This is a genomic window from Halalkalibacter sp. AB-rgal2 (assembly GCF_041821005.1).
Taxonomy (GTDB): domain Bacteria; phylum Bacillota; class Bacilli; order Bacillales; family Bacillaceae_D; genus Halalkalibacter.
On sequence record NZ_JBGUAV010000004.1, the window covers coordinates 129,379 to 154,653 of the forward strand.

At 38.9% G+C, this 25,275-nt stretch carries 24 protein-coding genes; 2 read left to right on the plus strand and 22 right to left on the minus strand.

Features of this window, described 5'->3' with window-relative positions:
* Positions 1-4 precede the first annotated feature (4 nt).
* From fapR to ACERJO_RS05105, 5 genes are all read right to left on the minus strand, one after another.
* The gene (gene fapR / locus ACERJO_RS05085; protein WP_373646762.1) at positions 5-568 is read right to left on the minus strand and encodes a transcription factor FapR; all 564 of its coding nucleotides are present in this window, start codon (positions 566-568) and stop codon (positions 5-7) included.
* Positions 569-649: 81 nt separating this feature from the next.
* Entirely contained in the window at positions 650-2,689 is a 2,040-nt protein-coding gene (gene recG, locus ACERJO_RS05090) for an ATP-dependent DNA helicase RecG (RefSeq protein WP_247103919.1), read from the minus strand.
* 383 nt (positions 2,690-3,072) lie between these two features.
* The gene (locus ACERJO_RS05095; protein ID WP_247103918.1) at positions 3,073-3,939 is read right to left on the minus strand and encodes a DegV family protein; all 867 of its coding nucleotides are present in this window, start codon (positions 3,937-3,939) and stop codon (positions 3,073-3,075) included.
* A 29-nt stretch (positions 3,940-3,968) separates the two neighbouring features.
* Positions 3,969-5,651 carry a DAK2 domain-containing protein gene (locus ACERJO_RS05100; protein WP_373646763.1) on the minus strand — a complete coding sequence of 561 codons (1,683 nt, stop codon included), beginning with the start codon at positions 5,649-5,651 and terminating at the stop codon, positions 3,969-3,971.
* 20 nt (positions 5,652-5,671) lie between these two features.
* Entirely contained in the window at positions 5,672-6,034 is a 363-nt protein-coding gene (locus tag ACERJO_RS05105) for an Asp23/Gls24 family envelope stress response protein (protein ID WP_247103916.1), read from the minus strand.
* A gap of 208 nt (positions 6,035-6,242) precedes the next feature.
* Here ACERJO_RS05105 and rpmB point away from each other — a divergent pair, with 208 nt between their 5' ends.
* Positions 6,243-6,431, plus strand: a complete 189-nt coding sequence (rpmB, locus tag ACERJO_RS05110; RefSeq protein WP_247103915.1) for a 50S ribosomal protein L28 — start codon at positions 6,243-6,245, stop codon at positions 6,429-6,431.
* Positions 6,432-6,502: 71 nt separating this feature from the next.
* Here the strand turns inward: rpmB and spoVM are convergent, their stop codons facing one another.
* The 13 genes from spoVM to ACERJO_RS05175 form a co-directional block, all read right to left on the minus strand.
* On the minus strand, positions 6,503-6,583 hold the full coding sequence (gene spoVM, locus ACERJO_RS05115) for a stage V sporulation protein SpoVM (protein WP_247104144.1): 81 nt from the start codon (positions 6,581-6,583) through the stop codon (positions 6,503-6,505).
* Between the two features lie 550 nt (positions 6,584-7,133).
* Positions 7,134-7,781, minus strand: a complete 648-nt coding sequence (gene rpe, locus ACERJO_RS05120) for a ribulose-phosphate 3-epimerase (protein WP_373646765.1) — start codon at positions 7,779-7,781, stop codon at positions 7,134-7,136.
* 5 nt (positions 7,782-7,786) lie between these two features.
* Positions 7,787-8,668 carry a ribosome small subunit-dependent GTPase A gene (gene rsgA / locus ACERJO_RS05125; RefSeq protein ID WP_373646766.1) on the minus strand — a complete coding sequence of 294 codons (882 nt, stop codon included), beginning with the start codon at positions 8,666-8,668 and terminating at the stop codon, positions 7,787-7,789.
* A 131-nt stretch (positions 8,669-8,799) separates the two neighbouring features.
* Complete coding sequence (gene pknB / locus ACERJO_RS05130) at positions 8,800-10,767, minus strand: Stk1 family PASTA domain-containing Ser/Thr kinase (RefSeq protein WP_373646767.1); 1,968 nt, start codon at positions 10,765-10,767, stop codon at positions 8,800-8,802.
* The gene (locus tag ACERJO_RS05135; RefSeq protein WP_373646769.1) at positions 10,767-11,522 is read right to left on the minus strand and encodes a Stp1/IreP family PP2C-type Ser/Thr phosphatase; all 756 of its coding nucleotides are present in this window, start codon (positions 11,520-11,522) and stop codon (positions 10,767-10,769) included. The genes pknB and ACERJO_RS05135 overlap by 1 nt, the downstream gene beginning before the upstream one ends.
* A gap of 55 nt (positions 11,523-11,577) precedes the next feature.
* Positions 11,578-12,924, minus strand: a complete 1,347-nt coding sequence (gene rsmB / locus ACERJO_RS05140; protein ID WP_247103908.1) for a 16S rRNA (cytosine(967)-C(5))-methyltransferase RsmB — start codon at positions 12,922-12,924, stop codon at positions 11,578-11,580.
* Entirely contained in the window at positions 12,917-13,861 is a 945-nt protein-coding gene (gene fmt / locus ACERJO_RS05145; RefSeq protein ID WP_247103907.1) for a methionyl-tRNA formyltransferase, read from the minus strand. Before fmt ends, rsmB begins: the two co-directional genes overlap by 8 nt.
* 34 nt (positions 13,862-13,895) lie before the next feature.
* A complete protein-coding gene (gene priA / locus ACERJO_RS05150; RefSeq protein ID WP_373646771.1) occupies positions 13,896-16,292 on the minus strand; it encodes a primosomal protein N' in 2,397 nt (798 codons plus the stop codon).
* 1 nt (position 16,293) lies between these two features.
* Positions 16,294-17,496, minus strand: coding sequence for a bifunctional phosphopantothenoylcysteine decarboxylase/phosphopantothenate--cysteine ligase CoaBC (gene coaBC, locus ACERJO_RS05155; RefSeq protein WP_247103905.1), 1,203 nt, complete (start codon positions 17,494-17,496; stop codon positions 16,294-16,296).
* 112 nt (positions 17,497-17,608) lie between these two features.
* On the minus strand, positions 17,609-17,842 hold the full coding sequence (gene rpoZ / locus ACERJO_RS05160; RefSeq protein ID WP_247103903.1) for a DNA-directed RNA polymerase subunit omega: 234 nt from the start codon (positions 17,840-17,842) through the stop codon (positions 17,609-17,611).
* The gene (gene gmk / locus ACERJO_RS05165) at positions 17,842-18,456 is read right to left on the minus strand and encodes a guanylate kinase (protein WP_035340489.1); all 615 of its coding nucleotides are present in this window, start codon (positions 18,454-18,456) and stop codon (positions 17,842-17,844) included. The genes rpoZ and gmk overlap by 1 nt, the downstream gene beginning before the upstream one ends.
* Before the next feature lie 34 nt (positions 18,457-18,490).
* A complete protein-coding gene (gene remA, locus ACERJO_RS05170; protein WP_247103901.1) occupies positions 18,491-18,754 on the minus strand; it encodes an extracellular matrix/biofilm regulator RemA in 264 nt (87 codons plus the stop codon).
* A gap of 89 nt (positions 18,755-18,843) precedes the next feature.
* The gene (locus ACERJO_RS05175; protein WP_373646772.1) at positions 18,844-19,722 is read right to left on the minus strand and encodes a YicC/YloC family endoribonuclease; all 879 of its coding nucleotides are present in this window, start codon (positions 19,720-19,722) and stop codon (positions 18,844-18,846) included.
* A 405-nt stretch (positions 19,723-20,127) separates the two neighbouring features.
* On the opposite strand from ACERJO_RS05175, the gene ACERJO_RS05180 reads away from it, so the two are divergent.
* Complete coding sequence (locus tag ACERJO_RS05180) at positions 20,128-21,834, plus strand: Rqc2 family fibronectin-binding protein (RefSeq protein WP_373646773.1); 1,707 nt, start codon at positions 20,128-20,130, stop codon at positions 21,832-21,834.
* A gap of 401 nt (positions 21,835-22,235) precedes the next feature.
* Here ACERJO_RS05180 and pyrE read toward each other — a convergent pair whose 3' ends face one another.
* From pyrE to ACERJO_RS05200, 4 genes are read right to left on the minus strand one after another with little or no spacing between them, the layout of a single operon-like run.
* On the minus strand, positions 22,236-22,868 hold the full coding sequence (gene pyrE / locus ACERJO_RS05185; protein ID WP_373646774.1) for an orotate phosphoribosyltransferase: 633 nt from the start codon (positions 22,866-22,868) through the stop codon (positions 22,236-22,238).
* On the minus strand, positions 22,865-23,578 hold the full coding sequence (gene pyrF / locus ACERJO_RS05190; protein WP_373646775.1) for an orotidine-5'-phosphate decarboxylase: 714 nt from the start codon (positions 23,576-23,578) through the stop codon (positions 22,865-22,867). The genes pyrE and pyrF overlap by 4 nt, the downstream gene beginning before the upstream one ends.
* Entirely contained in the window at positions 23,575-24,489 is a 915-nt protein-coding gene (locus ACERJO_RS05195) for a dihydroorotate dehydrogenase (RefSeq protein ID WP_247103890.1), read from the minus strand. Before ACERJO_RS05195 ends, pyrF begins: the two co-directional genes overlap by 4 nt.
* Complete coding sequence (locus ACERJO_RS05200; RefSeq protein ID WP_373646776.1) at positions 24,486-25,265, minus strand: dihydroorotate dehydrogenase electron transfer subunit; 780 nt, start codon at positions 25,263-25,265, stop codon at positions 24,486-24,488. Before ACERJO_RS05200 ends, ACERJO_RS05195 begins: the two co-directional genes overlap by 4 nt.
* Positions 25,266-25,275: the final 10 nt, after the last annotated feature.

Consider the following 25,275-nt stretch of genomic DNA (forward strand, 5'->3'; position numbering starts at 1 on the left):
CCTTCTAAGAATCCTTTACCGCTGATCGGAACATGACAAATTCTCCTGAAAATACTAACTCATCTCCGACATAGCTTTTCACGTGAACGATCGTTCGCTCACGTTGATTTCCTGAAACACTCGCTTTAGCAATCACTCGTTCCCCAGCTTGTACTTGACGCGAGAAACGAATATTAGCTTTAGCCGTTAAAGCCATTTCATCGTTAATAATAGCAACTGCCAAAGAATTTGCCTGCGCAAACAAATGATGACCTCGGGCTATTCCTGTGCGAGTGAACACGTGTTCCTCTTTGACATCTAGTATTGATATCGCACGTTGATCAAGTTGAAGGTCGACGATCTCTCCTATCACTTCATCGGGGGAAAGTGCTTTTAACTCATCAAGCTGCTTTTGAGCTACTCCCTTAATACGCTCCCTCAGTTCAGGTATCGATAATTCCAATCGGTCGAGCCGTATCGTTTGTATACTAACAGAAAATGCTTCTGATAAATCCTCATCGGTTAAAAATGGATTTAACTGCAACATTTCTTGTAAACGTGTTTGGCGTTCCTTCTTTTTAATTTTCATCGGTTTCACCATCCACAACTATTCACTTTTATTACTAGGTACTAAGAGTAGTATATAATTGGTACAAGTTGATTTCAATAGTTAATCAATTTTTTGCCCATCCAATACGCCTTCTTTTTCTAAATATTCCCGAAGTAAAGCAAATTCTCCTTCCTTCCAAAACGAGTTAGAAAAAATAAGTGATTGAGCATCTTGTCTTGCCACTTCTAATGCTCGATAATCATGAACGACATCGGCTACTTTAAATTCAGGCAATCCACTTTGTTTAGACCCAAAGAAATCTCCTGGCCCCCGTAATTCTAAATCCTTTTCAGAGAGAACGAAACCATCATTCGATTCAGTCATAATCTTCATACGTTCTTTTCCAATTTCCGACTTAGGGTCAGCTAATAATATACAGTACGATTGAGCATCGCCTCTTCCAACTCTTCCTCTTAGTTGATGGAGTTGAGCAAGCCCAAAGCGCTCGGCATCATAAATAATCATCACTGTCGCATTCGGAACGTTTACTCCAACTTCTACAACAGTTGTTGACACCAATATTTGCGTTTCGTTTTGACTAAATGCATTCATTACTTCCTCTTTTTCGGTCGGGTGCAATCTCCCATGCATTAATCCGACTTTCCATTTCCCTTCAAAATGCTGCTGTAACAATAGATGAACATCAATTGCATTTTGAACGTCAAGCTTATCAGATTCCTCTATTAATGGACAAATGACATATACTTGTCTACCTTTTTTTAGCTCTTTTTCAGTGAAATCTAATACTCTCGTTAGCATATCAGGCTTAGCCCAATAAGTCTCTATCGCTTTACGTCCCGCCGGCATCTCATCAATGATCGATACATCCATATCACCAAAAACAGAGATCGCCAACGTCCTGGGGATAGGAGTAGCCGTCATAAAGAGTACATCAGGGTGTTGTCCTTTATCACGAAGAATCCTTCTTTGATTAACGCCAAAGCGATGCTGTTCATCAGTAATGACAAGCCCTAACCTTGAAAATTGTACATCATCTTGAATGAGTGCATGTGTCCCTACAATGACTTTTGTTGTCCCTGTTAAAACATTTGCCAGTAAGTCCTTTCGTTTACGTCCTTTTACCGATCCGGTTAACAATTCTACATCTATGCCGAACGGCTCAAATAATACTTGTAACGATTGGACATGCTGTTCTGCTAAGATTTCAGTTGGAACCATAAGAGCTGCTTGATAACCAGCTTCAACAACAGCATACATAGCGATTGCTGCCACAACTGTCTTTCCTGATCCAACATCACCTTGTAATAAGCGATTCATTTGATAAGAGGATTTTATATCCTCAATAATTTCATCCTTAACTCGACTTTGTGCACCTGTAAGTGGGAAGGACAAATGTGAAACAAAAGCTTGAACAGCTTCATCTTTTATATTTAAGCTCTGACCATTTGAGTGTTCTCGTGAAATCTTTCGAAAAGCTTGCATTTTTAATTGAAAGAATAAAAACTCCTCATAGACCATACGTCTTCTTGCATGTTTTAAAGCCTCATGACTAGAAGGGAAATGCAACTCCTGTATCGTTTGTACTTTATTCGGAAGCTTATATGCCTGCAAGTAAGAAGCTGGTAGCGGGTCAATGATTTCACTTTTATATTGAAGGAGAGCTTGTTGGATATACTTTCTCATTTTCTTAATCGTTAATGAGCCTGTTGTTGAATAAATGGGCATCAATGTTTGGTCACGTTCTTGATTACCTTGCTTAAACTCCGATCCTGTAATCATTAGTCGGTGTTGATCCCATTTACCCGTTACAGTCGCTTCAGCACCTACTACAATTTGCTTCTTTAAAAATGCACGATTAAAAAAAGTTACGGTTGCCAATACGCCATTTATTAACATCCTAAATGATAGACGATTTTTCTTTTTTCCATAATACCTAATAGAGGGCTCAGATTGAATCGTACCGATTACCGTCACTCGTTCCTCATGTTTCACTTGATGTAAATCTTTAATTTGATAATCTTCATACCGATAAGGAAAGTGTTCAATTAATTCAGCAATAGTATGAATTCGAAGGTCAGCAAGCTGAACTGCTGTTTCTTCACCTATTCCTTTTACCTCTTTTATAGGTAAATGTTGCATGTCCCTTCACCTCATTTCTAACAACCATTCAAGCTTATTTTAACATATTTTATCTGAAGGAAGAAAAAGGAGCTTTCCGATTAACGAACGAGATAACTCAAGTCCACTGAAATGTACAAATCAGCTTTTTTCAGTACCAACCGTTTCGTACATTGCTTAAAGGGCACTGAAAAAGTTAAAAATCAAAAGCCACTGAAAAAGTTAAAACCAAACTTTTTCAGTGGCTTTAAGTAATGTGCGTAGCCGTTGCCCGATTTTGAAAGCCTTGATATGAGTGGGTTTCTCATAGCAAGACGCGCAACGAGCGGAGCCATTACTCTTCCTTGAGTGACTAGAAAGGACTTTTTCAGTGCCCTTAATAACTGCTTTTACGAATATTTATATCATTCAACGACTTCATTCGTTGCCCGTGTGATTGAAATAGCAATCGTTCCAGGCCCGACATGTGCTCCAATGACTGCTCCTATAGATGTAACCACATCACTTTGAACATTAAACCTTTGCTGGCATAGTGACAAAACATCATGAGCATATTGTTCATTAATTGCATGAGAAATGCCTACATGTACAGGTTCTTTCCCAAATTGTTCATCAAACACTTCAAGTATTCGATTTAGTGCCTTCTTTTGACCTCTAGCCTTTTCAAATGAATACACTTCTCCTGCTTCATTTAATGAGAGGATCGGCTTAATTTTCAACATTGAGCCTAATAATGCTGATGCTTTACCAATCCGGCCATTTTTTTGCAAATATTCTAATGTATCGACCATAAAATAAACGGTTGTATCGTTAAGTAACTCTTCCAACCTCGATAGACAGTCCTCTAAGCTCCTGCCTGACTTTGCATATTTCGCTATTTCGACAACGATAATACCAATCGCATATGAAGCTCTCTTTGAGTCAATCACATGAATCGAATCCATTTCCAAAGCTTGCTTTGCAATGGTTGCAGCCTGATATGTTCCACTTAATTTAGAAGATAAATGAATAGAAATAATTTCGGTATCTTTGTCTGACAACGAACGATACAATTCCTCAAATTGATAAGGAGTCGGCTGAGAGGTTGAAGGAATGACATTACGCTCTTTTACATATTCATAAAATCGATCCGCAGTAAGAGTGACACCATCTTCATAAGCTTCTTCATCTGAAAAAATTACATTCAATGGGACAACGGTAATTCCTAATTCTTCGGCTAACGTATTGGGGATATCTGCGGTGCTATCTGTCACAATTTTAATCGTAGACATTTCCGACAACTCCCTTTTCGTATCATTTTTTATTCAACTGACAACAAATAAGAATAAAGTGGCTGGTCACCTTGATGAACATCAACTTCTACATCTTTATATTTCTCTTCAATGTAGTGAACGATTTCCTTTGTTCCTTCATCCGTTGCATCTTCACCTTGTAATAACGTCACAATTTCTGAATCTTCATCAATCATTTCATCTAATAAATCTTTCGTGACTTCTAGAAGGCTTTGTCCAGAACTAACAATCTTTTTATCTGCAATGCCCATATAATCTTCTTTTTTAATTTCCACACCATCAATAGTCGTATCTCGAACGGCATACGTAACTTGTCCAGATTTAACAGATGTTAATGCACCTTTCATTGTATCTTGATTATTCTCAAGTGATTGAGATGGGTTAAATGCTAATACTGCTGCTAACCCTTGTGGGACTGTTTTAGAAGGGACAACGATAACATCTTCTTCAGCAACTTCTGCAGCTTGCTCCGCAGCCATAATGATATTACCATTATTCGGCAAAATGATAATTTTTTCAGCATTGGTCTCCCTAATCGCCTTAATAATATCTTCGGTACTAGGATTCATCGTTTGTCCACCTGGAATCACAACACTAGCTCCTAAGCCTTTGAACAGTTTTGCAATTCCCTTCCCCATCGAAACGGTTACAATACCATACTCACTTTGATTTTGAGATTGATTAAGTTGTCTTTCTTGTTCATGATGTTGCTTTGACTCTTCTAATAAATTAGTATGTTGCATTCGCATATTTTCAATCTTAATATTAACGAGCTCACCGAATCGTTGCGCCTTATTTAGTACCTCTCCTGGATGCTCTGCGTGTATATGTACTTTTAATAAATCTTCATCTGACACAACTAATAGTGAATCCCCTAACTCACTTAATTCCTGACGAAATTCAGGTTCGTTAAAAGGGTGTTTTGCTAGCTTATCGTCTGCAAATTGAACCATAACCTCTGTACAAAAGCCAAATTCGATATCTTCAGTAGCAAGGTGACTTTGAGCATTGTGGTGTTCTACTTTTACTAGATCATCCATAGACGGTGCTTCTTGATTCGTTGTTGCAAGCTTTTCTCCTTTTAACACAGCTAAAAAACCTTCATAAATGTATACTAACCCTTGTCCACCAGAATCAACTACGCCAACCTCTTTTAAAACAGGTAATAGATCAGGAGTCCTCTTTAATGATCGATTAGCTTCTTCCAATGTAGCCTCCATCACATGAATGAGGTTATCATCCTTTTGTGAAACCTTCTCAGCTACCTTCGCTGCATCCTTTGCAACTGTCAAAATGGTACCTTCCACTGGTTTCATTACTGCCTTATATGCCGTTTCGACACCATGCTGGAGCGCCATCGCAAAACCTTCAGAAGTGACAGTCTGTTTCCCTTCGAGTTCTTTTGAAAACCCACGAAATAACTGTGACAAAATAACACCTGAGTTCCCTCTTGCACCCATTAGCAAGCCTTTTGCAAAAGCAGAGGCAACTTGACTGGCATTTCCATGTAGTTGCTGCTTTACTTCTTTCACACCTGAAGTGATAGAAAGATTCATATTGGTCCCTGTATCCCCATCTGGCACAGGGAATACATTTAATGCATCCACAACCTTAACATGGTTTGTTAAATTTGCTGCACCTTCTATAAACATTTGAGCAAGCTTATTCCCTTCAATTCGCTTCATTGCCACGAACATTTCCTCCTTACATCTTATGGGTTCGTGACGTGGACTCCTTGAACAAAAATGTTCACAGAATCTACATCTAGCCCTAACATTTGATCTAATTGGTACTTTACTTTCGTCTGTACATTATAAGCCACCTCTGATATTTTCGTTCCATAGCTCACAATAATATACATATCAATATGGATTTGCTCCATTTCTTCACGAATGACTACTCCGCGCCTGAAATTTTCTTTACCTAGTAAATCAGATAACCCATCCTTCAATTGTTTTTGCGATGCCATTCCAACAATGCCGTAGCAATCAATGGCCGCACCACCTGCAATGGTCGCAACAACATCTTTTGATATATCCACAATTCCTAGTTGAGTTTTCATTTCAATTGTCATTGATCCAACCTCCTCATTCCTTAACATCCCTTAGTAATGTTATTTTACTATACAATCCTTCATTTTAAAAGCAAATCTCAGATTTGAACTGTCAAGCAAGATTACTTGATAAAGTTTTCAGTAAGTTATTGCAATCAACCATGTGCTATGCTACTATATCTAAGTATGAAATTGAGCGTTTCGCATCGGAAATAAGGAGGTGCATATGATGGCACGTAAATGTTATATTACTGGTAAGCAAGCACGTAGTGGCAATAAGCGTTCTCACGCTCTGAATAAAACAAAGCGTCGTTGGGGTGCAAATGTACAAAAGGTTCGTATTCTTGTAGATGGTAAGCCAAAACGTGTTTACGTATCTGCTCGCGCACTTAAATCAGGTAAAGTACAACGTGTGTAAGGCTTTATAAGCCCCTTACACAGAGGGTGTTTCCATGTTCTATGTAGAACTTGTGAAACACCCTCTTTTCATTATCCTTTTTTAAATGAATTCAATACCGCTTTGACAATACCGCCTAAAAATTTTGGTAGCTTAATCGTGTAAAATTTCATAGCTCCTCCTCCTCAACATAAGTAACCAAATGAATAAGGTTGTTGCTGATCGCTAAAGGTGAAACTGCTTACGATACAGTTGGGCTTGATCAAGAATGACTCGAATCATTTTGACCAATAGAACGACCTATCCTCTTTCAATTATATGCGTGAACAAGATTCTATTCCCCATTTTTTCAAATTCATTTCATATTAAACTTGACTTTATTCCTTCACCTTTAAACATATGCCCTCAATCCACAATATATGATGATTCTTATTGAAAAGTGACCTAAGAAAAACCGTGGTGGCGGTCTTTTCTTATAAGCATTGTGCGGAGCCGTTACAACAGGTTTAAGTTTTTATGAAAGTGGAGTTCTTTCATAAATACGAGTAACGAGCGAGCCAACACTCTCCTTTGAACTGTCCCTCTAGCTTCATTCGGTTCCTCCCACACTTCCTTCTGAAATTTTACACATTCTGATTCTATGATACTACACCACGGTTTCGCACATTGCAAAAAGGGCACCAAAAAAGTTAGAAGACAAACTTTTTCAGTGCCCTTTCTTAATTATTCACCTCTTAAAACTTCTATTGCTTGTTTACGATTATTCATATTGTAAATAGATGAGCCTGCAACTAGGACGTTCGCACCAGCCTCTATGCATTGCTTCGCAGTCTCTTCATTTACACCTCCATCTACTTCAATATCAATATTCAGTCCTCTTTCTTGTGCGAGCGAATATACTTCTTGTATCTTACTTAATACAGTAGGAATAAATGTTTGACCACCGAAGCCCGGATTAACGGTCATAAGTAATACAAGGTCAACATCGTCAATGATTGTTTCTATCATTGAAACAGGAGTAGCAGGATTAAGTACGACACCTGCGTTAATTCCTAAATCTTTTATATGATGAATCGTACGATGAAGGTGAGGACAAGCTTCTACATGAACAGAAATGATATCTGCTCCCGCTTTTGCAAAGAGTGGAATATACTTATCTGGATTCTCTATCATCAAATGGACATCTAGTGTTAAATGTGTAACAGGTCTTATCGCTTCAACGACTAGAGGTCCTATTGTGATATTTGGAACAAAATGACCATCCATGACATCAACATGAATATAGTCGGCCCCACCTTTTTCTACATCTTTAATTTCTTCACCAAGCTTTGCAAAGTCTGCTGATAAAATGGAAGGTGCTATTTTTACCATATCTTTCAATACCTCTTTTTTTGATTTTTTATCTCATCTAAAAACTGTAGGTAATGCTCAAAACGCGATTGAGCAATCTCCCCTTTTTCATATGCTTTCTTCACAGCACAATGTGGCTCAGAGCTATGTGTACACCCTCTGAACTTACATTCTGTCGACAGCTCTTTCATTTCAAGAAAATATAACGACAACTCCTCAGGCAATATATCAACAAAGTCAAGAGAACTAAATCCAGGAGTATCAGCAACTAACCCATCGGCTATCGGCAATAGCTCAACATGTGTAGTTGTATGCTTCCCTCTTCCTAAATGAGAAGAAATTTCATTCGTTTCAATATCGAGATTTGGATCAAGAACGTTCAATAATGACGACTTCCCAACACCTGATTGACCTGCAACAACACTCATTTGCCCCTCTAAAAAAGGCTTTAGATCATTAATATCACTTTTTTCATTCATAGATGCAAAAAGGACTGTATAGCCGATTGACTCATATAAAGATTTATATGTATGCAATGATGCAAGTAGCTCATCATCTACTAGGTCAACCTTGCTAATAACAAGGAGAGGTTTAATCGCATTCGCTTCAATATGAACAAGAAAACGATCCAATAGTAGTAAGCTGAAATCAGGTTCTAAAGCAGAAAAAACGAGGATAGCCTGATCAATATTTGCTATCGGAGGACGAATTAATTCATTTTTTCGCTCAGAGACGTCTAATATATAACCATCTGTTCGATTTTCAGCTTCAAACTGAACTTCATCACCTACTAATGGTTTGATTTTCCGTTTTCTGAAATTCCCACGTGCTCGACATTGAAACAAACCATCTTCATTTTTCACATAGTAATATCCACTTAAGGCTTTAATAATCTTACCCTCTGCCATTCATAACCTCCAATTTAAAATAATCAAAATGATTTTTGGTCTTGAACGATCCCGAAGGCAAAATCACTACCTTCAGGATGTTCAATAGCTACGTTCTTAAAAGCCCACGAATGCAATCGTTTTTAGTATGTTTAGTCATCAAAATGAAATACATCTGATTGTTCAACTAACTCTTCGTCTACATATACATCATACGATCCGGGATATGATGAACTGACTTCCAATTGAATGCGGTAGGTCACTGTTTCACTTATTTGTTCTTCAACATATACTTGATCTTCTCCATTTGTTGAAGCATCACGATATACAATTTTAATACGGTATGAGTTATTTCCATTTTCATCTTCTACTACAATTCGGTAATTTTGTGAGAAGAACTTTGATGGTTCCTCTTCTGGCTCGGGTTCTGGTTCTGGTCCTTGAGAAATGATGACAGTGACAGAATCCCCTTTTGATAACATCGTGAAAGCACCCGGATCCTGCCTAATGACCCGGCCTTCTTCTACCGCTGATGAATATTCTTCGACGAAATCACCATTCAGGTCTACCTCAGCAAAATAGTCCTGTACAGCTGACTCCTCTAGACCCACAAGGTTTTGTAAACGAATTGGCGCTTCAACACTATAGGTTAGTGTAACCGTCGTTTCTGCTGGAACTACCATTTCCCCACCACTCGGGTCTTGCTCTAGCACGATTCCTGGTTCTTCCTCATTTGTTTCACGTGTATCTCTATTAACTGTGAATCCTTGGCTTTCTAATAATGCTTCAGCACGATCTATATTCGTACCAACATAATCATCGATCTCCATTTCTTCTTGACCTAAAGAAACAAACAGTGTAATAGGTGCTTGCTCCTTTACCATTGAGCCAGGCAATGGATTTTGTCGAACGACGTGTTCATTTGGAACTGATTCATGAAACACATCTTCTCGTTCTGCTATTAACTTTAATTCAATTAATTCCTCTTCTGCATCCTCAAAAGGGATTTCAGTAAAATCAGGCACTTCCACTTCATTGACGTGTAATAAACGCGGAATCACGGTAAATGCAATAATAACTGCCCCTAGTAATATGGCAAATACCGTCAATAAGATCATTAGTTTTTTATTTTTTTTTCTCTTCTTTTTATTAGGAGGTGTCGTTGTCTTTTCTTCCGTTTGTTCTATTTCTTTTTCGACTGGTGCCTCAATCGTTTTTTCTAAATCCTCATCTTTAATAACTGGAATCACTTTTGTCGCTTCTTCATCAACTGTTTGATTGTAAGGTTCTTCTTCTAATCTACTAGGATGCAGTACAGTAGATAGATCCTCCTCCATATCTTGAATCGAATCATAACGCTTCAATGGATCTTTTTCCGTCGCTCTTTTGATCATATTATCGATACTTTGAGGTAACTGATCATTCAGATCTTTAATAGAAGGAGTATCGTGCTGCAAATGCTTAATCGCAATTGAAACGGCTGTGTCTCCAGAAAAGGGAATCCTTCCAGTTACCATTTCATAAAAGACAATACCTAGTGAATAAATATCAGATTTAAACGTTACTTGACCTCCACGTGCTTGCTCAGGCGATAAATACTGAACCGAACCCATAACTGAATTTGTATGAGTAATGGTTGCCGCAGATATAGCACGTGCGATACCGAAATCTGTCACCTTCAAAAGTCCGTCATGACGAACTAAAATATTATGGGGCTTAATATCACGATGAACAAGTTGGTTTGCATGAGAATGAGAGAGCGCGGAAAGCATTTGTTCCATGTAGCCAACCGCTTCCTCGACATCAAGTGCTCCCTTCATTTGGATTAATTCTTTTAACGTTTGACCTTCAACATATTCCATCACAATGTAATACGTATCACCCTCTTCACCAACATCATAAATATTGACAATATTCGGATGGTTCAAGCTTGTGGCAGCTTGAGCTTCTCTTCGAAAACGATGGATAAATTGTTCATCACTCGAAAATTGTGGCTGCAGAACTTTAACAGCAACTTCACGATCAAGGATGACATCATGTGCTTTATACACATTTGCCATCCCTCCACCACCAATCATCTCAAGAATGTGATAACGTCCACTTATTCGTTGTCCTTTCATTAACTCGAACTCCCATCGGACCTTACTAAAGACATTGAAATAATGGCAACTGTTATGTTGTCTTCGCCACCACGTTCATTAGCAAGTTGAATCAAATTGTTAGCCTTCTGTTGAATTTCATCATTCGTTTGTAATTGTTCCGCAATATCCTCTTTAGATAACTTATCGGTTAATCCATCCGAACAAAGAAACACATAATCACTCTCATCAGCTTGAAATGTAGATACATCTACTTTAATATCTAGACCTGTCCCTAGTGCACGTAATATAACATTCCTACGTGGATGATGCTCCGCTTCTTCTTCTGAAATTTGACCAGTATTTACAAGCTCCTGTACGAGTGAGTGATCATTTGTCTTTAATTGAAAACCATTTTGATTTTGGACATAGGCACGACTATCACCGATATGAGCAATCGATACATATTCATTTGTACATATTGCAACCACCAATGTCGTTCCCATGCCTTTACATTCTTCATGTTCATTGGCATGTTGAAAAAGCTTTTCGTTTATCTTGTTAAAATGATCGATTAGCCATTTTTCTGATTCATCAATCGTCATTCTTTCTTCTTTTTGCTCCCAAAGAGAACGAAAATATTCTGTAGTCATTGAGCTAGCCACATCTCCTGCTTGGTGCCCACCCATACCATCAGCTACAATGGCCAGAATACCAACGTTATTTTTAAAAATACCGCCACTATCTTCATTATGTGGCCGCACCATTCCAGAATCTGTTTGAAATGCAAACTCCATCTCCTAATCACCTCTTCTCATCTCTCAATCACCCGAATTGTATTTGTTCAATCTTTCACCTTTTTTCAAAACAAGCAATAAAAAAACCATCTGTTTCGAAATCCTGAGGCAAAATGGTAACCATCCCTGCCTTAAAGCGTCCAATTTCACTAAGCTTCTCAGGTAACCTTGCTGTTAATGAATGATCTAACTGAAACTCGGAATGATTCTTTAAGAAATTCTCGACTGTTCCTTCATTTTCCTCTTTATCAATTGTACATGTACTGTAAAGGATTTTTCCACCTTTTTTCACATGCTTACTTAACGAAGATAGCAATTCCATTTGAACGGTCTGAATCGCTTCAATATCTGAAGGTTTTTTGTTCCATTTAATATCAGGCTTGCGACGAATCACTCCAAAACCTGAGCACGGTGCGTCTACTAGTACACGATCAAATTGCTTCTCTCCGACATAGTCATCAAGCTTTCTTGCATCAAAGGCGACTGCCTTAACATTCGTTAAGCCAAGACGAGCAGTTTGTTCACGAATAAGAGAAATCTTATGCTCATGTAGATCAAAAGAGTACAAACGACCGACGTTATTCATCATTTCTGCAATATGAGTCGTTTTTCCACCTGGGGCTGCACAAGCATCGATAATTTCCATGCCTTCTTTCACATCAAGTGCTTTTGCAACGAGCATTGAGCTTTCGTCCTGAACCGTAAGCAGACCATTTCGATAAGCATTTGTAGTGAGAACATGTCCAGCCTTTATAATTAGTCCGTCTTCAGATAAATACCCTCTTTCCACTACAACCCCTTCGTTTTGCAGTGCTTCTATAGCGCCTGCTACAGTTGTTTTCATTCGGTTTACACGAACCGAGACTGCGGGGGGGTGATGACTCATTTGACAGATTTTCATCGTTTCTTCTTCGCCATATTGCTCAATCCATCTCGAAATGAGCCATTTTGGAAAGCTTAACTCAAGTGCCATAGCTTTTTTCTTGTTTTTTATAGAATGAAAACTAGGTGGCCCCTGACGTTGAAAGGAACGTAAAATACCGTTCACCATTCCACTAATCCCTTGATGACCTCGTTTCGAGGCGATCGTAACCGCTTCATGGATAACAGCTCTATCAGGTACACGATCTAAAAATACCATTTGATAAATTGATAAACGTAATAGAACGTGAACCCATTGTTCAATCGATTCAAATCCATTTTTTACATAGGGTGTTAAATAATAATCCAATGTATTTTTCCGTTGAACAGTTCCATAAACCATTTCTGTCATCAAACCTACATCCTGTTTTGAAAAATTATTTTGTTTAATTTTTTGATTTAATAACAAGTTACTGTAAGCTTGATTCTCTTCCACTTGTAATAAAGCATCTAGTGCTACTTCACGTACGAGCTTACTCATCTCCAACCCTCATTCCAACTGTAAGAGATGCCCCCGCACCTCGGATAAATGATGAACCATCCATCCTCTTCTTACCAGCTGGTTGTAAATCAGTTATTTTAATAGAAGTCGTATTTCCAGTAGCAACAATAATTCCATCTTCCTCAATTCTTTCAATGACACCTGGTTCAAACGTTCCTTCTTTTGAAACCTTTTCTCCCCACCACACTTTAAGACCTTTATCATTTAACTTTGTATATGCAACTGGCCATGGATGAAGACCTCTAATGTGATTATAGATTTCTTCACCTGTTTGCTCCCAATTAATCTTCTCCATCTCTCTTGTAATGTTATGGGCAAAAGTGACTTGAGATTCATCTTGTGGGATCGCTTTAGCCTTTCCACTAACGATATTAGGAATGGTTGAAAGGAGAAGCCTTGCCCCCTCATTACTTAACTTATCATGTAATGTCCCAACATGGTCATGCTCTTCAATCGGAACCTTCACATAAGAAAGCATATCTCCTGCATCTAACTTTTCAACCATGTACATAATTGTTACTCCTGCTTCTTTTTCACCATCGATGATCGCTTGATGAATCGGAGCACCTCCTCGATATCTCGGCAATAACGAAGCATGTACATTAATACAGCCTAACGTTGGGTATTCCAGTAATTCTTTCGGCAAAATTTGACCAAATGCCGCCGTTACAATTAAATCTGGTTCAAATTCAAGCACCCTTTCCACTTCAGTCGTATCCTTTATCTTTTCTGGCTGTAAAACAGAAATTTCATGTGCAAGTGCTTCGACTTTAACAGGAGGTGGAGTTAGTACCTTTTTTCGCCCTACTGGACGATCTGGTTGCGTAACGACTGCGACCACTTCATTATTTGACTCCACTAACGAACGTAATACGGGAACCGCAAAATCCGGCGTCCCCATAAATACTATTTTCATTTTTTAACCGCCTTCTTTCTTCAATAACGATCTTTTATGTAAATAAATAGGGTTGAAGATCAATAGTGAGCTGTAAGCCTTTATTTAACTCACGCTGATAATGCTCTCTAATTTCAATTAACACTTTTCTTAGCTTTGGTTCGTTTTTGTATTTTATCATGCATTGATAACGATATCTATCCTTTATACGTGCTAATGGCGAAGAAACAGGTCCTAACACGGTTGTTTCTGTTGATAGTTCTCTTCTTAAAAAGGCAACCACGGTTTCAGAAACGTCTATCACCTTCATTAGCTCTTGGTGAGATATCGTAATAAGAGTCATATACACATAAGGAGGATACTGTCCAAACTTTCTTTGGTTCATTTCTGTTTGAAAAAAAGCTTGATAATCATGCGCTTTAACGAGATCAATGCTATAATGTTCTGGTGAATACGATTGTATGACAACTTCGCCAGAGAGCTCATGGCGGCCTGCACGTCCACTAACTTGTTCTAGTAATTGAAAGGTTCTTTCTGCAGAACGAAAATCAGGAATGTGAAGCATTGAATCCGCTGCTAATACACCGACTAACGTAATAGCTGGAAAATCTAGACCTTTCGCAATCATCTGTGTCCCAAGTAAGATATCAGCTTGCTTTTTTTCAAATGCTGATAATAGCCGTTCGTGTGATCCCTTGCGACGTGTCGTATCAACATCCATGCGAATCACTCTCGCTTCTGGTAATACACGAGTCAATTCTTCTTCAACCTTTTGGGTACCTGAACCAAAGAAGCGAATATGCTCACTTCCACATGATTTGCACGTACGTGGCATAGATTCTTCATGGCCACAATAATGGCATTTTAACCGGTTTTGACTACGATGATACGTAAGTGAAATATCGCAAGATTCACATGTGGCAACATATCCGCAATCTCGACACATAACAAACGTAGAATGCCCCCTTCGATTTAAGAAAAGCACGCTTTGTTCTCCTTTAGCTACCCGATCTTTTAATTTTTCAAATAGGACTGAGGAGAACATTGAACGATTACCCTCTCGAAGCTCCTCTCTCATATCAACTATATGTACTTCTGGCATTTTCCGATTCTGAACTCGTTCATCCAACGTTAATAGCTGATAGACTTCTTTTTTCGCCCTGGCATACGTTTCAAGCAATGGAGTAGCACTACCTAATATAACAGGGCATTGATGATATTGCGCACGCCATATAGCAACATCACGAGCATGATATCGTGGATTCTCTTCTTGCTTATAGCTTGTTTCATGCTCTTCGTCAATAATGATCATACCTAAACGATCAAACGGAGCAAATATCGCCGAGCGAGCACCGACAACAACTTTCACTTCTTTTCGTTTAATTTTTCGCCATTCATCATACTTCTCTCCCATTGATAAGCCAGAATGTAAAACGGCTACTTCTGAACCAAAACGACCTTTAAAACGATTCACCATTTGTGGCGTTAACGAAATTTCTGGTACAAGCATAATCGCCTCTTTTTGAAGATTTAGCGCTTGTTGAATAACTTGTAAATACACTTCCGTCTTACCACTACCAGTCACACCGTGTAATAAAAAAACATCATGCTCTTCTTTTTTGATACAAGGATTCACTTGATCTACAACCTGTTGCTGCTGATTCGTCAATTTTAATGGATCTGTTCGTTCAAATTGTAGGCCAGATAAGGGATCTCGATAAACCTCTTGATCAACTTCCTTAATAATACCTTTTTCACGTAAAGGCTTTATTGAAGCACGTGTCGTTTGTCCTTCTTCTACTAAGGCTTGAATTGAAATAGGACCTGGCTGTTTACTTAAAATATGGACAAGCTCTATTTGCTTATTGGCACGTTTCGTTAACAACGATAAAGCTTGGTCTAATGACATGTTAAGCTGAACTAAACGTTGCGTTTTCGTTTTACCTTTCTCAATGACAACATACTCTACTTCTAACGTGCCCTTTTTAACCTCCGCTTGTACATCAGATAAAACTGAAGCCCCTTCTTTTATTAGCTCATCCCATTGATAAACCTTTCCTTGATCAAACAAACTCTTTAGATGAGTAGGGAGGCTTTCTATTTCATTTGCTTTTAGTTGTTTTTTCACCTTTGTCCTTAAAGCAGCAGGAATCATCAATTGATAAGCAGAAACTTTAAAGCTTAGAGTTTCTTCAGCTAACCAGTTACCTAGCTGAAGAAACTCTTCTGCTAGAATCGGTTCAGCATCTAATAAATCAGCAATGGCTTTCGTTTGCTCATACGACGATTGCTCAGAAATAGACATAACGAAACCTTGTATTTTTCTAGGGCCAAATGGTACGACAACACGCATACCTGGTTGAACGATACTTTTCCAATTATCAGGAATTTCATAATCAAACTGACGATCAGTTTGAGCAGATGGAACATCAACAATGACTTGTGCATACATCTTAGTGCACCTTCTTCATATACAGCATTGTCTCTTCTAAAATACGAAAAGCAGCTTCCTGTTTCGAAAGCATTGGAAATGGTTTCATTTCACCATTTCGATGAATAATTGTAATTTGGTTTGTATCGCCTTTAAACCCAGACCCTACTTCACTAATATTATTAGCTACGATTAAATCTAGGTTCTTTTTTTCAAGCTTCTTTTTCGCATACTCAACTACCTTTTCTGATTCCGCAGCAAAACCAACGATAACTTGCGAAGGTGTTTTCTTTGTAGAGATCGTTTGGAGAATATCAACGGTACGTTCCATTTCAATGGACCATTCACCTTGTTGTTTCTTTCTTTTTTGGTCGTATACGTTTTTCGGTGTATAATCAGCCACTGCCGCTGCTTTAATAAGTATATCTGACTGTGTAAAAGCCTCATCAACAGCATGATACATTTCCTCTGCCGACGTAATTGCAACGACATTTACTCCAGTAGGATGTTCTAAAGAGGTCGGACCGGAAATTAGAGTTACTTCAGCACCTAATTGTTTCGCAGCCTCAGCTAGTGCATAGCCCATTTTCCCCGAGGAATGATTGGTAAAGTAACGCACAGGGTCAATTTTTTCTTGTGTCGGACCAGCAGTAATAACGACTTTCTTGCCTAGTAATAATTGTGAGCGATTGAAATGCTTGTCTACTATATCCAAAATCACTTCAGCCTCTGCCATTCGTCCTTTTCCAACCCAACCACAGGCAAGATACCCTTCTTCTCCTTCAATAAATGAAAAGCCATCCTGTCGCAATATAGCCATATTACGCTGAACCGCCGGGTGTTCATACATGTGAACGTTCATGGCAGGCGCGATATAAACTTCTGCCTTTGTTGCAAGGAGGCTTGTCGTCACGAAATCATCAGCCATTCCTTGAGCGAGCTTAGCAATGATATTAGCTGTCGCAGGAGCGATAATGATCACATCTGCCCAATCGGCCACATCAATATGAGCTATTTTCTCAGGCTCTGGTTCAGTAAATGTATCGACATAAACAGGTCCACGCGATAATGCCTGAAAGGTTAAGGGTGTTACAAATTTTTGTGCAGATTCAGTCATCATCACTTTCACATTTGCACCTTTTTGTACGAGCTGACTCGTTAAGTTTGCAGCTTTATAAGATGCAATTCCTCCTGTAACTGCTATAACGACATTCTTCCCCTTCATTTTTGTTTCACTCCTTAAAAAATCTCTCTTCTACCAGAAGCTTTTTTGTCTCTTAAATGAAAATGAGGTGTCTCAAAGGTTTGGAACCTTATGAGACACCTTCTAATCCCGTTTAAATATGCTTACCGTATTCTTCTCTGATCGCTTCTACGCGTTCATAACGTAAGTGATCATGTACAATCTCTTCTAATGCAACACCTACAGGCTTATAAGATACGGGTCTTTCAACAAGGGGAGTACGTTTTTCATTTTCACGAATTTCTCTAGCACGTTTAGATGATACGGTTACAAGTGTATATTTCGAATCCAATTTTTCTAGCAATGAATCAATCGATGGATATAGCATTAATTTACCTCCACAAGTTCCTTGTATTTTTCAATTAATCGTTCTCTTTTACAATGTTCAGCGATGACTATAGACTTAATACGCTCGACCGCAAGCTCCACTTGGTCATTTTCCACAACATAATCATAGTTTTTCATCATATCAATTTCTTCTTTTGCAACATTCATCCGTTCATTAATGACATCAACTGTCTCCGTTCCACGACCGACAATACGATTGCGTAATTCTGCTAAACTAGGTGGCATGAGAAAGATGAATACACCTTCAGGAAACCGCTCCTTTACCTTGAGTGCTCCTTGTACTTCTATTTCTAAAATAATATCTTTACCATTGTTTAACGTTTCTTGAACGTAATCAATCGGTGTACCATAAAAGTTACCGACATATTCTGCCCATTCAAGTAATCGATCTTGTGCGATCATTTCTTTAAATTCTTCTCTTGACTTAAAGAAATAGTTAATGCCATTCACTTCACCATCACGCGGAGCTCTCGTTGTTGCAGAAACGGAATATTGAATATCAGTTTCTTGTTCGCGCAAAGCTGAACATACTGTTCCTTTCCCAACACCAGCTGGCCCAGACAATACAAGTAAAAGACCTTTCTCTTTTCTCATGAGTACCTCCTACATCTATGTAACCCTGTCCTACTTAAGAATCTTCGGAACCTTCTTCTTTTGTTGTTAAACGTTGTGCCACTGTTTCTGGTTGTACCGCACTTAGAATAACGTGATCACTATCTGCAATAATTACCGCACGTGTGCGCCGTCCATATGTAGCATCAATTAACATATTTCGGTCGCGCGCATCTTGAATGATTCGTTTGATTGGTGCCGACTCTGGACTCACGATCGAAATAATTCGATTTGCTGAAACGATATTTCCAAAGCCGATGTTAATTAATTTTATATTCATATAGACCCCCACTTTTGGAAAGGCTCTTTTCCCCTCCATTGTTATCCAAACTATTCTTACTATATACGAAATGGCTGAATATTTCTAGATTATTCTATATTTTGTACTTGTTCTTTCACCTTTTCTAGATGACCTTTCATCTCAACCACTTCTTGTCTTATAAAGGAATCACTCGCCTTTGAACCGATTGTATTCACTTCCCGATTCATTTCCTGAATTAAAAAATCCAATCTTCTCCCAATTGGTTCGCTCAATTGGCAATAACGAAGGAATTGCTGAATATGCGTCTTTAAACGAACTATTTCCTCACTTATATCAACTTTATCAGCTAACAACGCTACCTCCGTCAAAATACGTGACTCATCTATTTCATGACTGGCAACCAACGTATTGATTTGAGCGTGTAAACGACTTTTATATTCATCTAATAATCGAGGAAGTACTTCTGCAATATGTTCACAATGATTAGTCACTTGTTTAATCTCTTGCTTAATATTAAGCAACAGAGCGCTGCCTTCCTGTCCCCTCATTTTCAATAATGATTGTAATGCTTGATCAACCCCTTTTAGAACACAGCGCTCAAACTCGTCAGAAAACGACTGCTCTTGATGGGCAACACGCACTAACGATTCATTCATGAGCAATCGATTAATATCTAATGGAAGCGAATTTGTTTCTTTCTTTCGAATCTCATGAAAGGTCGCTATATATTGATCAACTAATAATTCGTCTACTTGTAGTTCTTGACTTGTTCTTATCTCACCTTCTATTCGAACAAAAACCTCCACTTTCCCACGAATAATCAAACTCTTAACCTTTTTTGCAATTGCATCTTCAAGAGATGGTGCTGACTGAAACAGTCGTACCTGACAATCAAAAAAACGTTGATTGACCGATCTCGTTTCAATGACAATTTGGCCTTCTCCGTATTCAACTCGAGCAGAACCGAATCCTGTCATACTTTTCATATGATCACATCCAATTGATATTCTAACGAAAACAGCAACATTCAACAAGACATTTAACGATATTCCTTCATTAGTATTACGATATGAAAGGTCCATTCACAAGAAACTTGCTCGTAAATGGACCTAGTTGTGTTCATTTAACTATAACGAAATGAAGGTCAATGTGCAATTTTAACCGTCATGAACCTTTCATTTTATTTATTGGTGACTGAACAAAACGTACGAACTCTTTTTCATTTAATGTATGCCCTTCCACCATCTCTAGTTCATCTCCTTCTCCAGCACTTAGCTTCGATTCATAACATATGCAAGCCATTTTATTTAGTAGACACGCAAAACATGCTATACTAAAGAAATGTACAATATAGATGAATCTTTACTTGGCACAGAGAAAGGGTGAACAACATGTCATTCGATGGATTTATGACACGAGCGGTGGCGCATGAATTAAGCTCACAATTAACCTCTGGTCGCATATCAAAAATACATCAACCATATAAATCAGAATTAGTTTTCACGATACGAGCGAACCGCAAAAATTATCAATTACTCATTTCTGTTAACGCTAGCTTCGCCCGTATTCATTTGACAAATGAAAAATACGATAACCCGGCAGAACCACCGATGTTTTGTATGTTATTGCGGAAACATTTAGAAGGAGCAGTCGTTGAACAAATTGAACAATTAGATATGGAGAGAGTGATTGTCTTTACCATTCGACATAAAGACGAAATAGGTGATGAGACACAAAAGAAGCTTTATATTGAAATTATGGGACGCCATAGTAATGTTAGCTTAGTTGATACGGAAACAGGGATGATTCTTGACAGTATTAAACATATTGGTCTATCACAGAGCAGCATTCGAACCATTCTTCCAGGTCAGCTGTATAGTAGACCACCTGAACAAAATAAAGAAAACCCATTGATGATCGATGAAGAACGCTTATTGCAATTACTAGATTTCAATTCCGGTAAGCTTGACAATCAGCTCGTTCAAAAGCTTGCAGGACTCTCCCCTCAGCTAGCTAAAGAAATCATTCATCTAGCAGGGCCAATGGTAAATAAGGATTCACTCGTCGAAGCTTTTTCTTATATAATAACCAAGCTTAAGACACATTCCTACGAGCCTGAAATGATAGTAACTGAAAAAGAAACGTTCTCGCTTATCCACCTCAAACACATGCAAGGAGAAAGAAAACGATTTGAATCGATAAGTGAGCTTCTTGATCGTTTTTTCTACGGGAAAGCTGAACGAGATCGAGTGAAGCAACAGGCTCATGATTTAGAACGATTCATGAAAAACGAGTGGCAAAAAAACAAGAAAAAAATCAAAAAGCTTGAAAAAACGTTAATTCAAGCTGATCAAGCACAACAATATCAAAAGCTCGGTGAGCTCATTACAGCCAACATTCATGCGATTACACGAGGAAGCAAGTCAATTGATGTGGTTGACTACTACGATGAAGACGGGCAAACGATAACAATTCAACTTGACCCGCAAAAGACTGGAGCAGAAAATGCTCAAGCCTATTTTAAGCGTTATAACAAAGCAAAGAACTCAGTGAAAGTCGTGCAAGAGCAAATAGAGAAGAGCAAAGAAGAAATGGCTTATTTTGAACAGCTCATTCAGCAAATGGAAAGTGCATCGCCAAAAGACATTGAGGAAATAAGAGAAGAATTAATTGAAGAAGGCTATATCAGGAGAAGGCAGCAATCAAAGAAGAAGAAAAAAGCAATGAAGCCACAAATTGAAGCGTATCGATCAACTTCTGGCATTGACTTCTATGTTGGAAAGAATAATAAGCAAAATGAATATGTGACGATGCGATTTGCACGTCAAGATGAAATTTGGTTACATACTAAAGATATTCCTGGATCACACGTTGTCATTAGAAGTACGGAACCTGATCAACAAGCATTACTTGAGGCCGCAACCGTTGCAGCCTATTTTAGTAAAGCTCGACAATCAAGCTCCGTCCCAGTTGACTATACGAAAATTCGTCACGTCAAAAAACCTAACGGAGCGAAGCCCGGCTTTGTCATTTATGAACAACAAACGACATTATTTGTTACACCAGACGAAGATCTCGTACGTTCACTAAGAAAATGAGATGAAAAGCCACCGTACAAAATGTGAGTCTAAAAAATCGAGTATGAAACCTTTTGTGGTTTCGATTCAGACTAGACAAAACGAGGCTAGGACAACCCCCGCCTCTGAAATGAAAAGCAGGTGAAATTTTACTTATCGTAAGATTTCACCGGCTTTATGAAACTTCAAACTGTAGATAAAAGGCCTTTGAGTCTCATTTCTCAAAGGCCTTTTTAGACTATTTCTCTTATTTTCTTTTTTTCGTTAAAAAAGCGGAAGGGGGAGCGAATTAAAAAAACGAATGATCATGGCTATACTCTCAAATCACAAAAAAAGCCAGTCGACTGTATCGCTTTTGCGAGACTTTGCCGAAAGGCTGCATAGTGATTAACTGAACTTCATAGCTTTTCAGTTTTCTATCGTTATTGCCCCATCCATTCAAGTGATTGAGGATTGTTTCTCCATTTGTTTAATTTAGCGACATCGGCTTGTTTAATGTATCCATTTTGACTAGCTACCTCAACCAATGTCGAATAATTCGTTAAAATATAAGTAGGGATATTCGCGTTTTGCATCGTCACTTCTGCTTTTTGGAATTCATATGTAAAGATTGCTAAAACAGCTACAACCTCAGCACCAGCTTCCCTTAATGCTTCAGCCGCTTTAACGACACTGCCACCTGTAGAGATTAAGTCTTCAACTAGGACAACCTTCTGCCCACGTTCTACCTTGCCCTCAATTTGATTTTGCTTTCCATGACCTTTTGCACTACCTCGTACATAGGCCATTGGTAGCTCAAGAGCATCTGCTAAAAGAGCAGCATGAGGAATACCTGCAGTAGCTGTACCCGCAATCACATCTGCCTTTTTAATATGCTCGTTATATAACTCGACAAAGCCTTTAATAATATCTTTTCTAACAGAAGGAAAAGAAAGTGTTAATCGATTATCACAATAAATTGGTGATTTAATACCCGATGTCCATGTAAAAGGCTCATTCGGCTGCAAATGAACCGCTTCGATCGTTAATAAATGCTTAGCAATACTTTCTTTCACTTCAAGCCCTCCCATTGTTGCTTCATTATTTTATATACAGAAAAGGGATCATCTGCGGTCGTAATACTTCTACCGACCACAATTCCCCAGCTCCCAAGCTCTCTTGCTTTTTGTGGAGTAACAACTCGTTTTTGATCACCCTTCTCATCTTCGGCACGTCTAATACCTGGACACACTGTATAAAAGGTCTCTCCACACGCTTCTTGAATGAACGGTACTTCTTGAGCCGAGCATACGACTCCATCTACACCACTCTTCTTAGCTAGTTGCGCATAGGCTTGCACCACTTCAGTCAGTGGCTTTTCAATTAAAAGTTGCTTCTGCATTGTATCTTCATCTGTGCTCGTTAGTTGCGTTACTGCAATCAAAACTGGGCGTTTTCTACCAGCTGAAGTTCCCGCTTCAAGCCCTTCAACAGCACCTTCCATCATTCTTTGGCCACCTGCTGCATGTACATTGACGATATCAACATCAAGCGCAGCTAATTCCTTCATTGTCCGTTGAACGGTATTAGGAATATCATGAAGCTTTAAATCCAAGAAAATACGATGCCCTGCCTGCTTTAATTCTTCGATCACTTGCAGCCCTTCACGATAAAATAGTTCCATTCCTACCTTAACAAATAAAGACTCACGATTAAATGAACGTAGTAGCTCTAATCTCTTTGCACGATTGTCTAGGTCTAATGCAATAATAAATGGACGTGTCATTCTTTCCAACTCCCTCCGATTAATTCATGAATCTCATTTACCTCTAATTCATCTAGTAAAGCTGGGAGTTCTCCTATAAGAGTCGGACAAATATAAGGGTCTGTAAAGTTTGCCGTTCCAATCGCTACCGCACTAGCACCAGCAAGCATAAACTCAACAACATCCTCTGCTGTTTGAATCCCACCCATACCAATAATCGGAATAGCTACAGCTTGGCTCACTTGATGGATCATACGGATCGCTACTGGCTTAATGGCTGGACCCGACAGACCTCCATAAAGGTTCGACAAAATCGGCTTTCGACGACGAATATCAATCCGACTTCCTAATAGTGTATTAATCATCGATAACCCGTCCGCACCAGCCTGCTCAACAGCACGGGCTATTTCAACAATATCCGCTACATTTGGAGATAATTTCACATAAACAGGAACTTCAGACACCGCTTTGACTTCCTTTGTTAACTGTGCAGCCACTTCAGGAATCGTACCAAAAGCGATTCCACCTTGCTTTACATTTGGGCAGGAAATATTTAATTCGATCGCTTGTACGTTAGGAGCTGTAGAAAGCTTCGCTGTTGTTGCTACATAATCATCAATTTCAGTCCCAGCAACATTAGCTACAATCGGAACATCATATCGTTCTAACCAAGGTAACTCGTTAGCCATAACCCCCTCAAGCCCAGGGTTTTGTAAACCGATGGCATTTAACATACCAGCAGTCGTTTCTGCTACCCGCGGTGTCGCATTTCCAAATCGTGATTCAGCCGTTGTCGCTTTGATTGCAATCGCCCCTAATTCGCTCAAATCGTAAAAAGAGGCATATTCCTTTCCAAAGCCAAAGCAGCCAGAAGCAGGCATAATTGGATTTTTCAATGATAATCCTGGTAATTCGACCTTTAATCGGTTCATAATACAACCTCCCCTACTGGAAAGACAGGGCCATCAGTACAAACTTTTCGATAGCTCGTGCCTGATTCATCTCCTACGACATGACAAACACAGGCAAAGCAGGCTCCGACACCACAGCCCATCCGTTCTTCAAGAGAGATATAGAGCTTTTGATCCGCATAACGATCAGATAATGCCTTTAACATCGGTGTTGGGCCACATGAATACATATAGTCAAACCGTATCTCTTCATTTTGTAAAACATCTGTTACAAAGCCTGATGTTCCATACGTACCATCAGCCGTTGCTACATACGTATCTCCTAATTGACTAAATTCCTCTTCATAGAAAACATCACCGTTTGATTGAAAGCCGAGAATGTGAACGACATTCACACCCTTTTTCTTTAGCTGCTTAGATAAATAATAGAGAGGAGGGACTCCTATTCCACCTCCAACGAGGACAGCCGTTTCATTCGGCTTAATGTCCTCAATTGGAAAACCGCGACCTAATGGTCCTAAAATATCAAGCGAATCGCCTAATTTTTTTTCTGACAATCGTTTCGTTCCACTTCCTTCTACTCGATAAAGCATCTTGACCGTTTCTGCATCCAGGTCAACATCACAAATACTGATTGGACGTCTTAAAAGCAGGTCATCACTACTGCTTACTCGCAAGTGAAGAAATTGCCCAGGTGTTGTCATTTCATTTACAAGCGAACCACTACAAACCAATTCATATACATTAGATGTTAACGGTCGTTGCGATTGAACTGTTACAATTTCTTTCTTCATCATAGGTCCCCCC

Excerpts from the sequence above, each read along its gene's own strand:
- ACERJO_RS05180 (WP_373646773.1), top strand. The coding sequence starts at position 20,128 with ATGTCATTCGATGGATTTATGACACGAGCGGTGGCGCATGAATTAAGC.
- fapR (WP_373646762.1), bottom strand. The coding sequence starts at position 568 with ATGAAAATTAAAAAGAAGGAACGCCAAACACGTTTACAAGAAATGTTG.
- rsmB (WP_247103908.1), bottom strand. The coding sequence starts at position 12,924 with ATGAGTAAGCTCGTACGTGAAGTAGCACTAGATGCTTTATTACAAGTG.
- pknB (WP_373646767.1), bottom strand. The coding sequence starts at position 10,767 with ATGAAAGGACAACGAATAAGTGGACGTTATCACATTCTTGAGATGATT.
- ACERJO_RS05135 (WP_373646769.1), bottom strand. The coding sequence starts at position 11,522 with ATGGAGTTTGCATTTCAAACAGATTCTGGAATGGTGCGGCCACATAAT.
- rpe (WP_373646765.1), bottom strand. The coding sequence starts at position 7,781 with ATGGTAAAAATAGCACCTTCCATTTTATCAGCAGACTTTGCAAAGCTT.
- ACERJO_RS05095 (WP_247103918.1), bottom strand. The coding sequence starts at position 3,939 with ATGTCTACGATTAAAATTGTGACAGATAGCACCGCAGATATCCCCAAT.
- recG (WP_247103919.1), bottom strand. The coding sequence starts at position 2,689 with ATGCAACATTTACCTATAAAAGAGGTAAAAGGAATAGGTGAAGAAACA.
- ACERJO_RS05195 (WP_247103890.1), bottom strand. The coding sequence starts at position 24,489 with ATGAACCGATTAAAGGTCGAATTACCAGGATTATCATTGAAAAATCCA.
- coaBC (WP_247103905.1), bottom strand. The coding sequence starts at position 17,496 with ATGAAGGGGAAGAATGTCGTTATAGCAGTTACAGGAGGAATTGCATCT.
- ACERJO_RS05175 (WP_373646772.1), bottom strand. The coding sequence starts at position 19,722 with ATGAAAAGTATGACAGGATTCGGTTCTGCTCGAGTTGAATACGGAGAA.
- ACERJO_RS05200 (WP_373646776.1), bottom strand. The coding sequence starts at position 25,265 with ATGATGAAGAAAGAAATTGTAACAGTTCAATCGCAACGACCGTTAACA.
- fmt (WP_247103907.1), bottom strand. The coding sequence starts at position 13,861 with ATGAAAATAGTATTTATGGGGACGCCGGATTTTGCGGTTCCCGTATTA.
- rpmB (WP_247103915.1), top strand. The coding sequence starts at position 6,243 with ATGGCACGTAAATGTTATATTACTGGTAAGCAAGCACGTAGTGGCAAT.
- rpoZ (WP_247103903.1), bottom strand. The coding sequence starts at position 17,842 with ATGCTATATCCATCGATTGATTCATTGCTAGAAAAATTGGATTCGAAA.
- rsgA (WP_373646766.1), bottom strand. The coding sequence starts at position 8,668 with ATGGCAGAGGGTAAGATTATTAAAGCCTTAAGTGGATATTACTATGTG.
- priA (WP_373646771.1), bottom strand. The coding sequence starts at position 16,292 with ATGTATGCACAAGTCATTGTTGATGTTCCATCTGCTCAAACTGATCGT.
- remA (WP_247103901.1), bottom strand. The coding sequence starts at position 18,754 with ATGAATATAAAATTAATTAACATCGGCTTTGGAAATATCGTTTCAGCA.
- ACERJO_RS05105 (WP_247103916.1), bottom strand. The coding sequence starts at position 6,034 with ATGACAATTGAAATGAAAACTCAACTAGGAATTGTGGATATATCAAAA.
- pyrF (WP_373646775.1), bottom strand. The coding sequence starts at position 23,578 with ATGACACGTCCATTTATTATTGCATTAGACCTAGACAATCGTGCAAAG.
- spoVM (WP_247104144.1), bottom strand. The coding sequence starts at position 6,583 with ATGAAATTTTACACGATTAAGCTACCAAAATTTTTAGGCGGTATTGTC.
- gmk (WP_035340489.1), bottom strand. The coding sequence starts at position 18,456 with ATGAGAAAAGAGAAAGGTCTTTTACTTGTATTGTCTGGGCCAGCTGGT.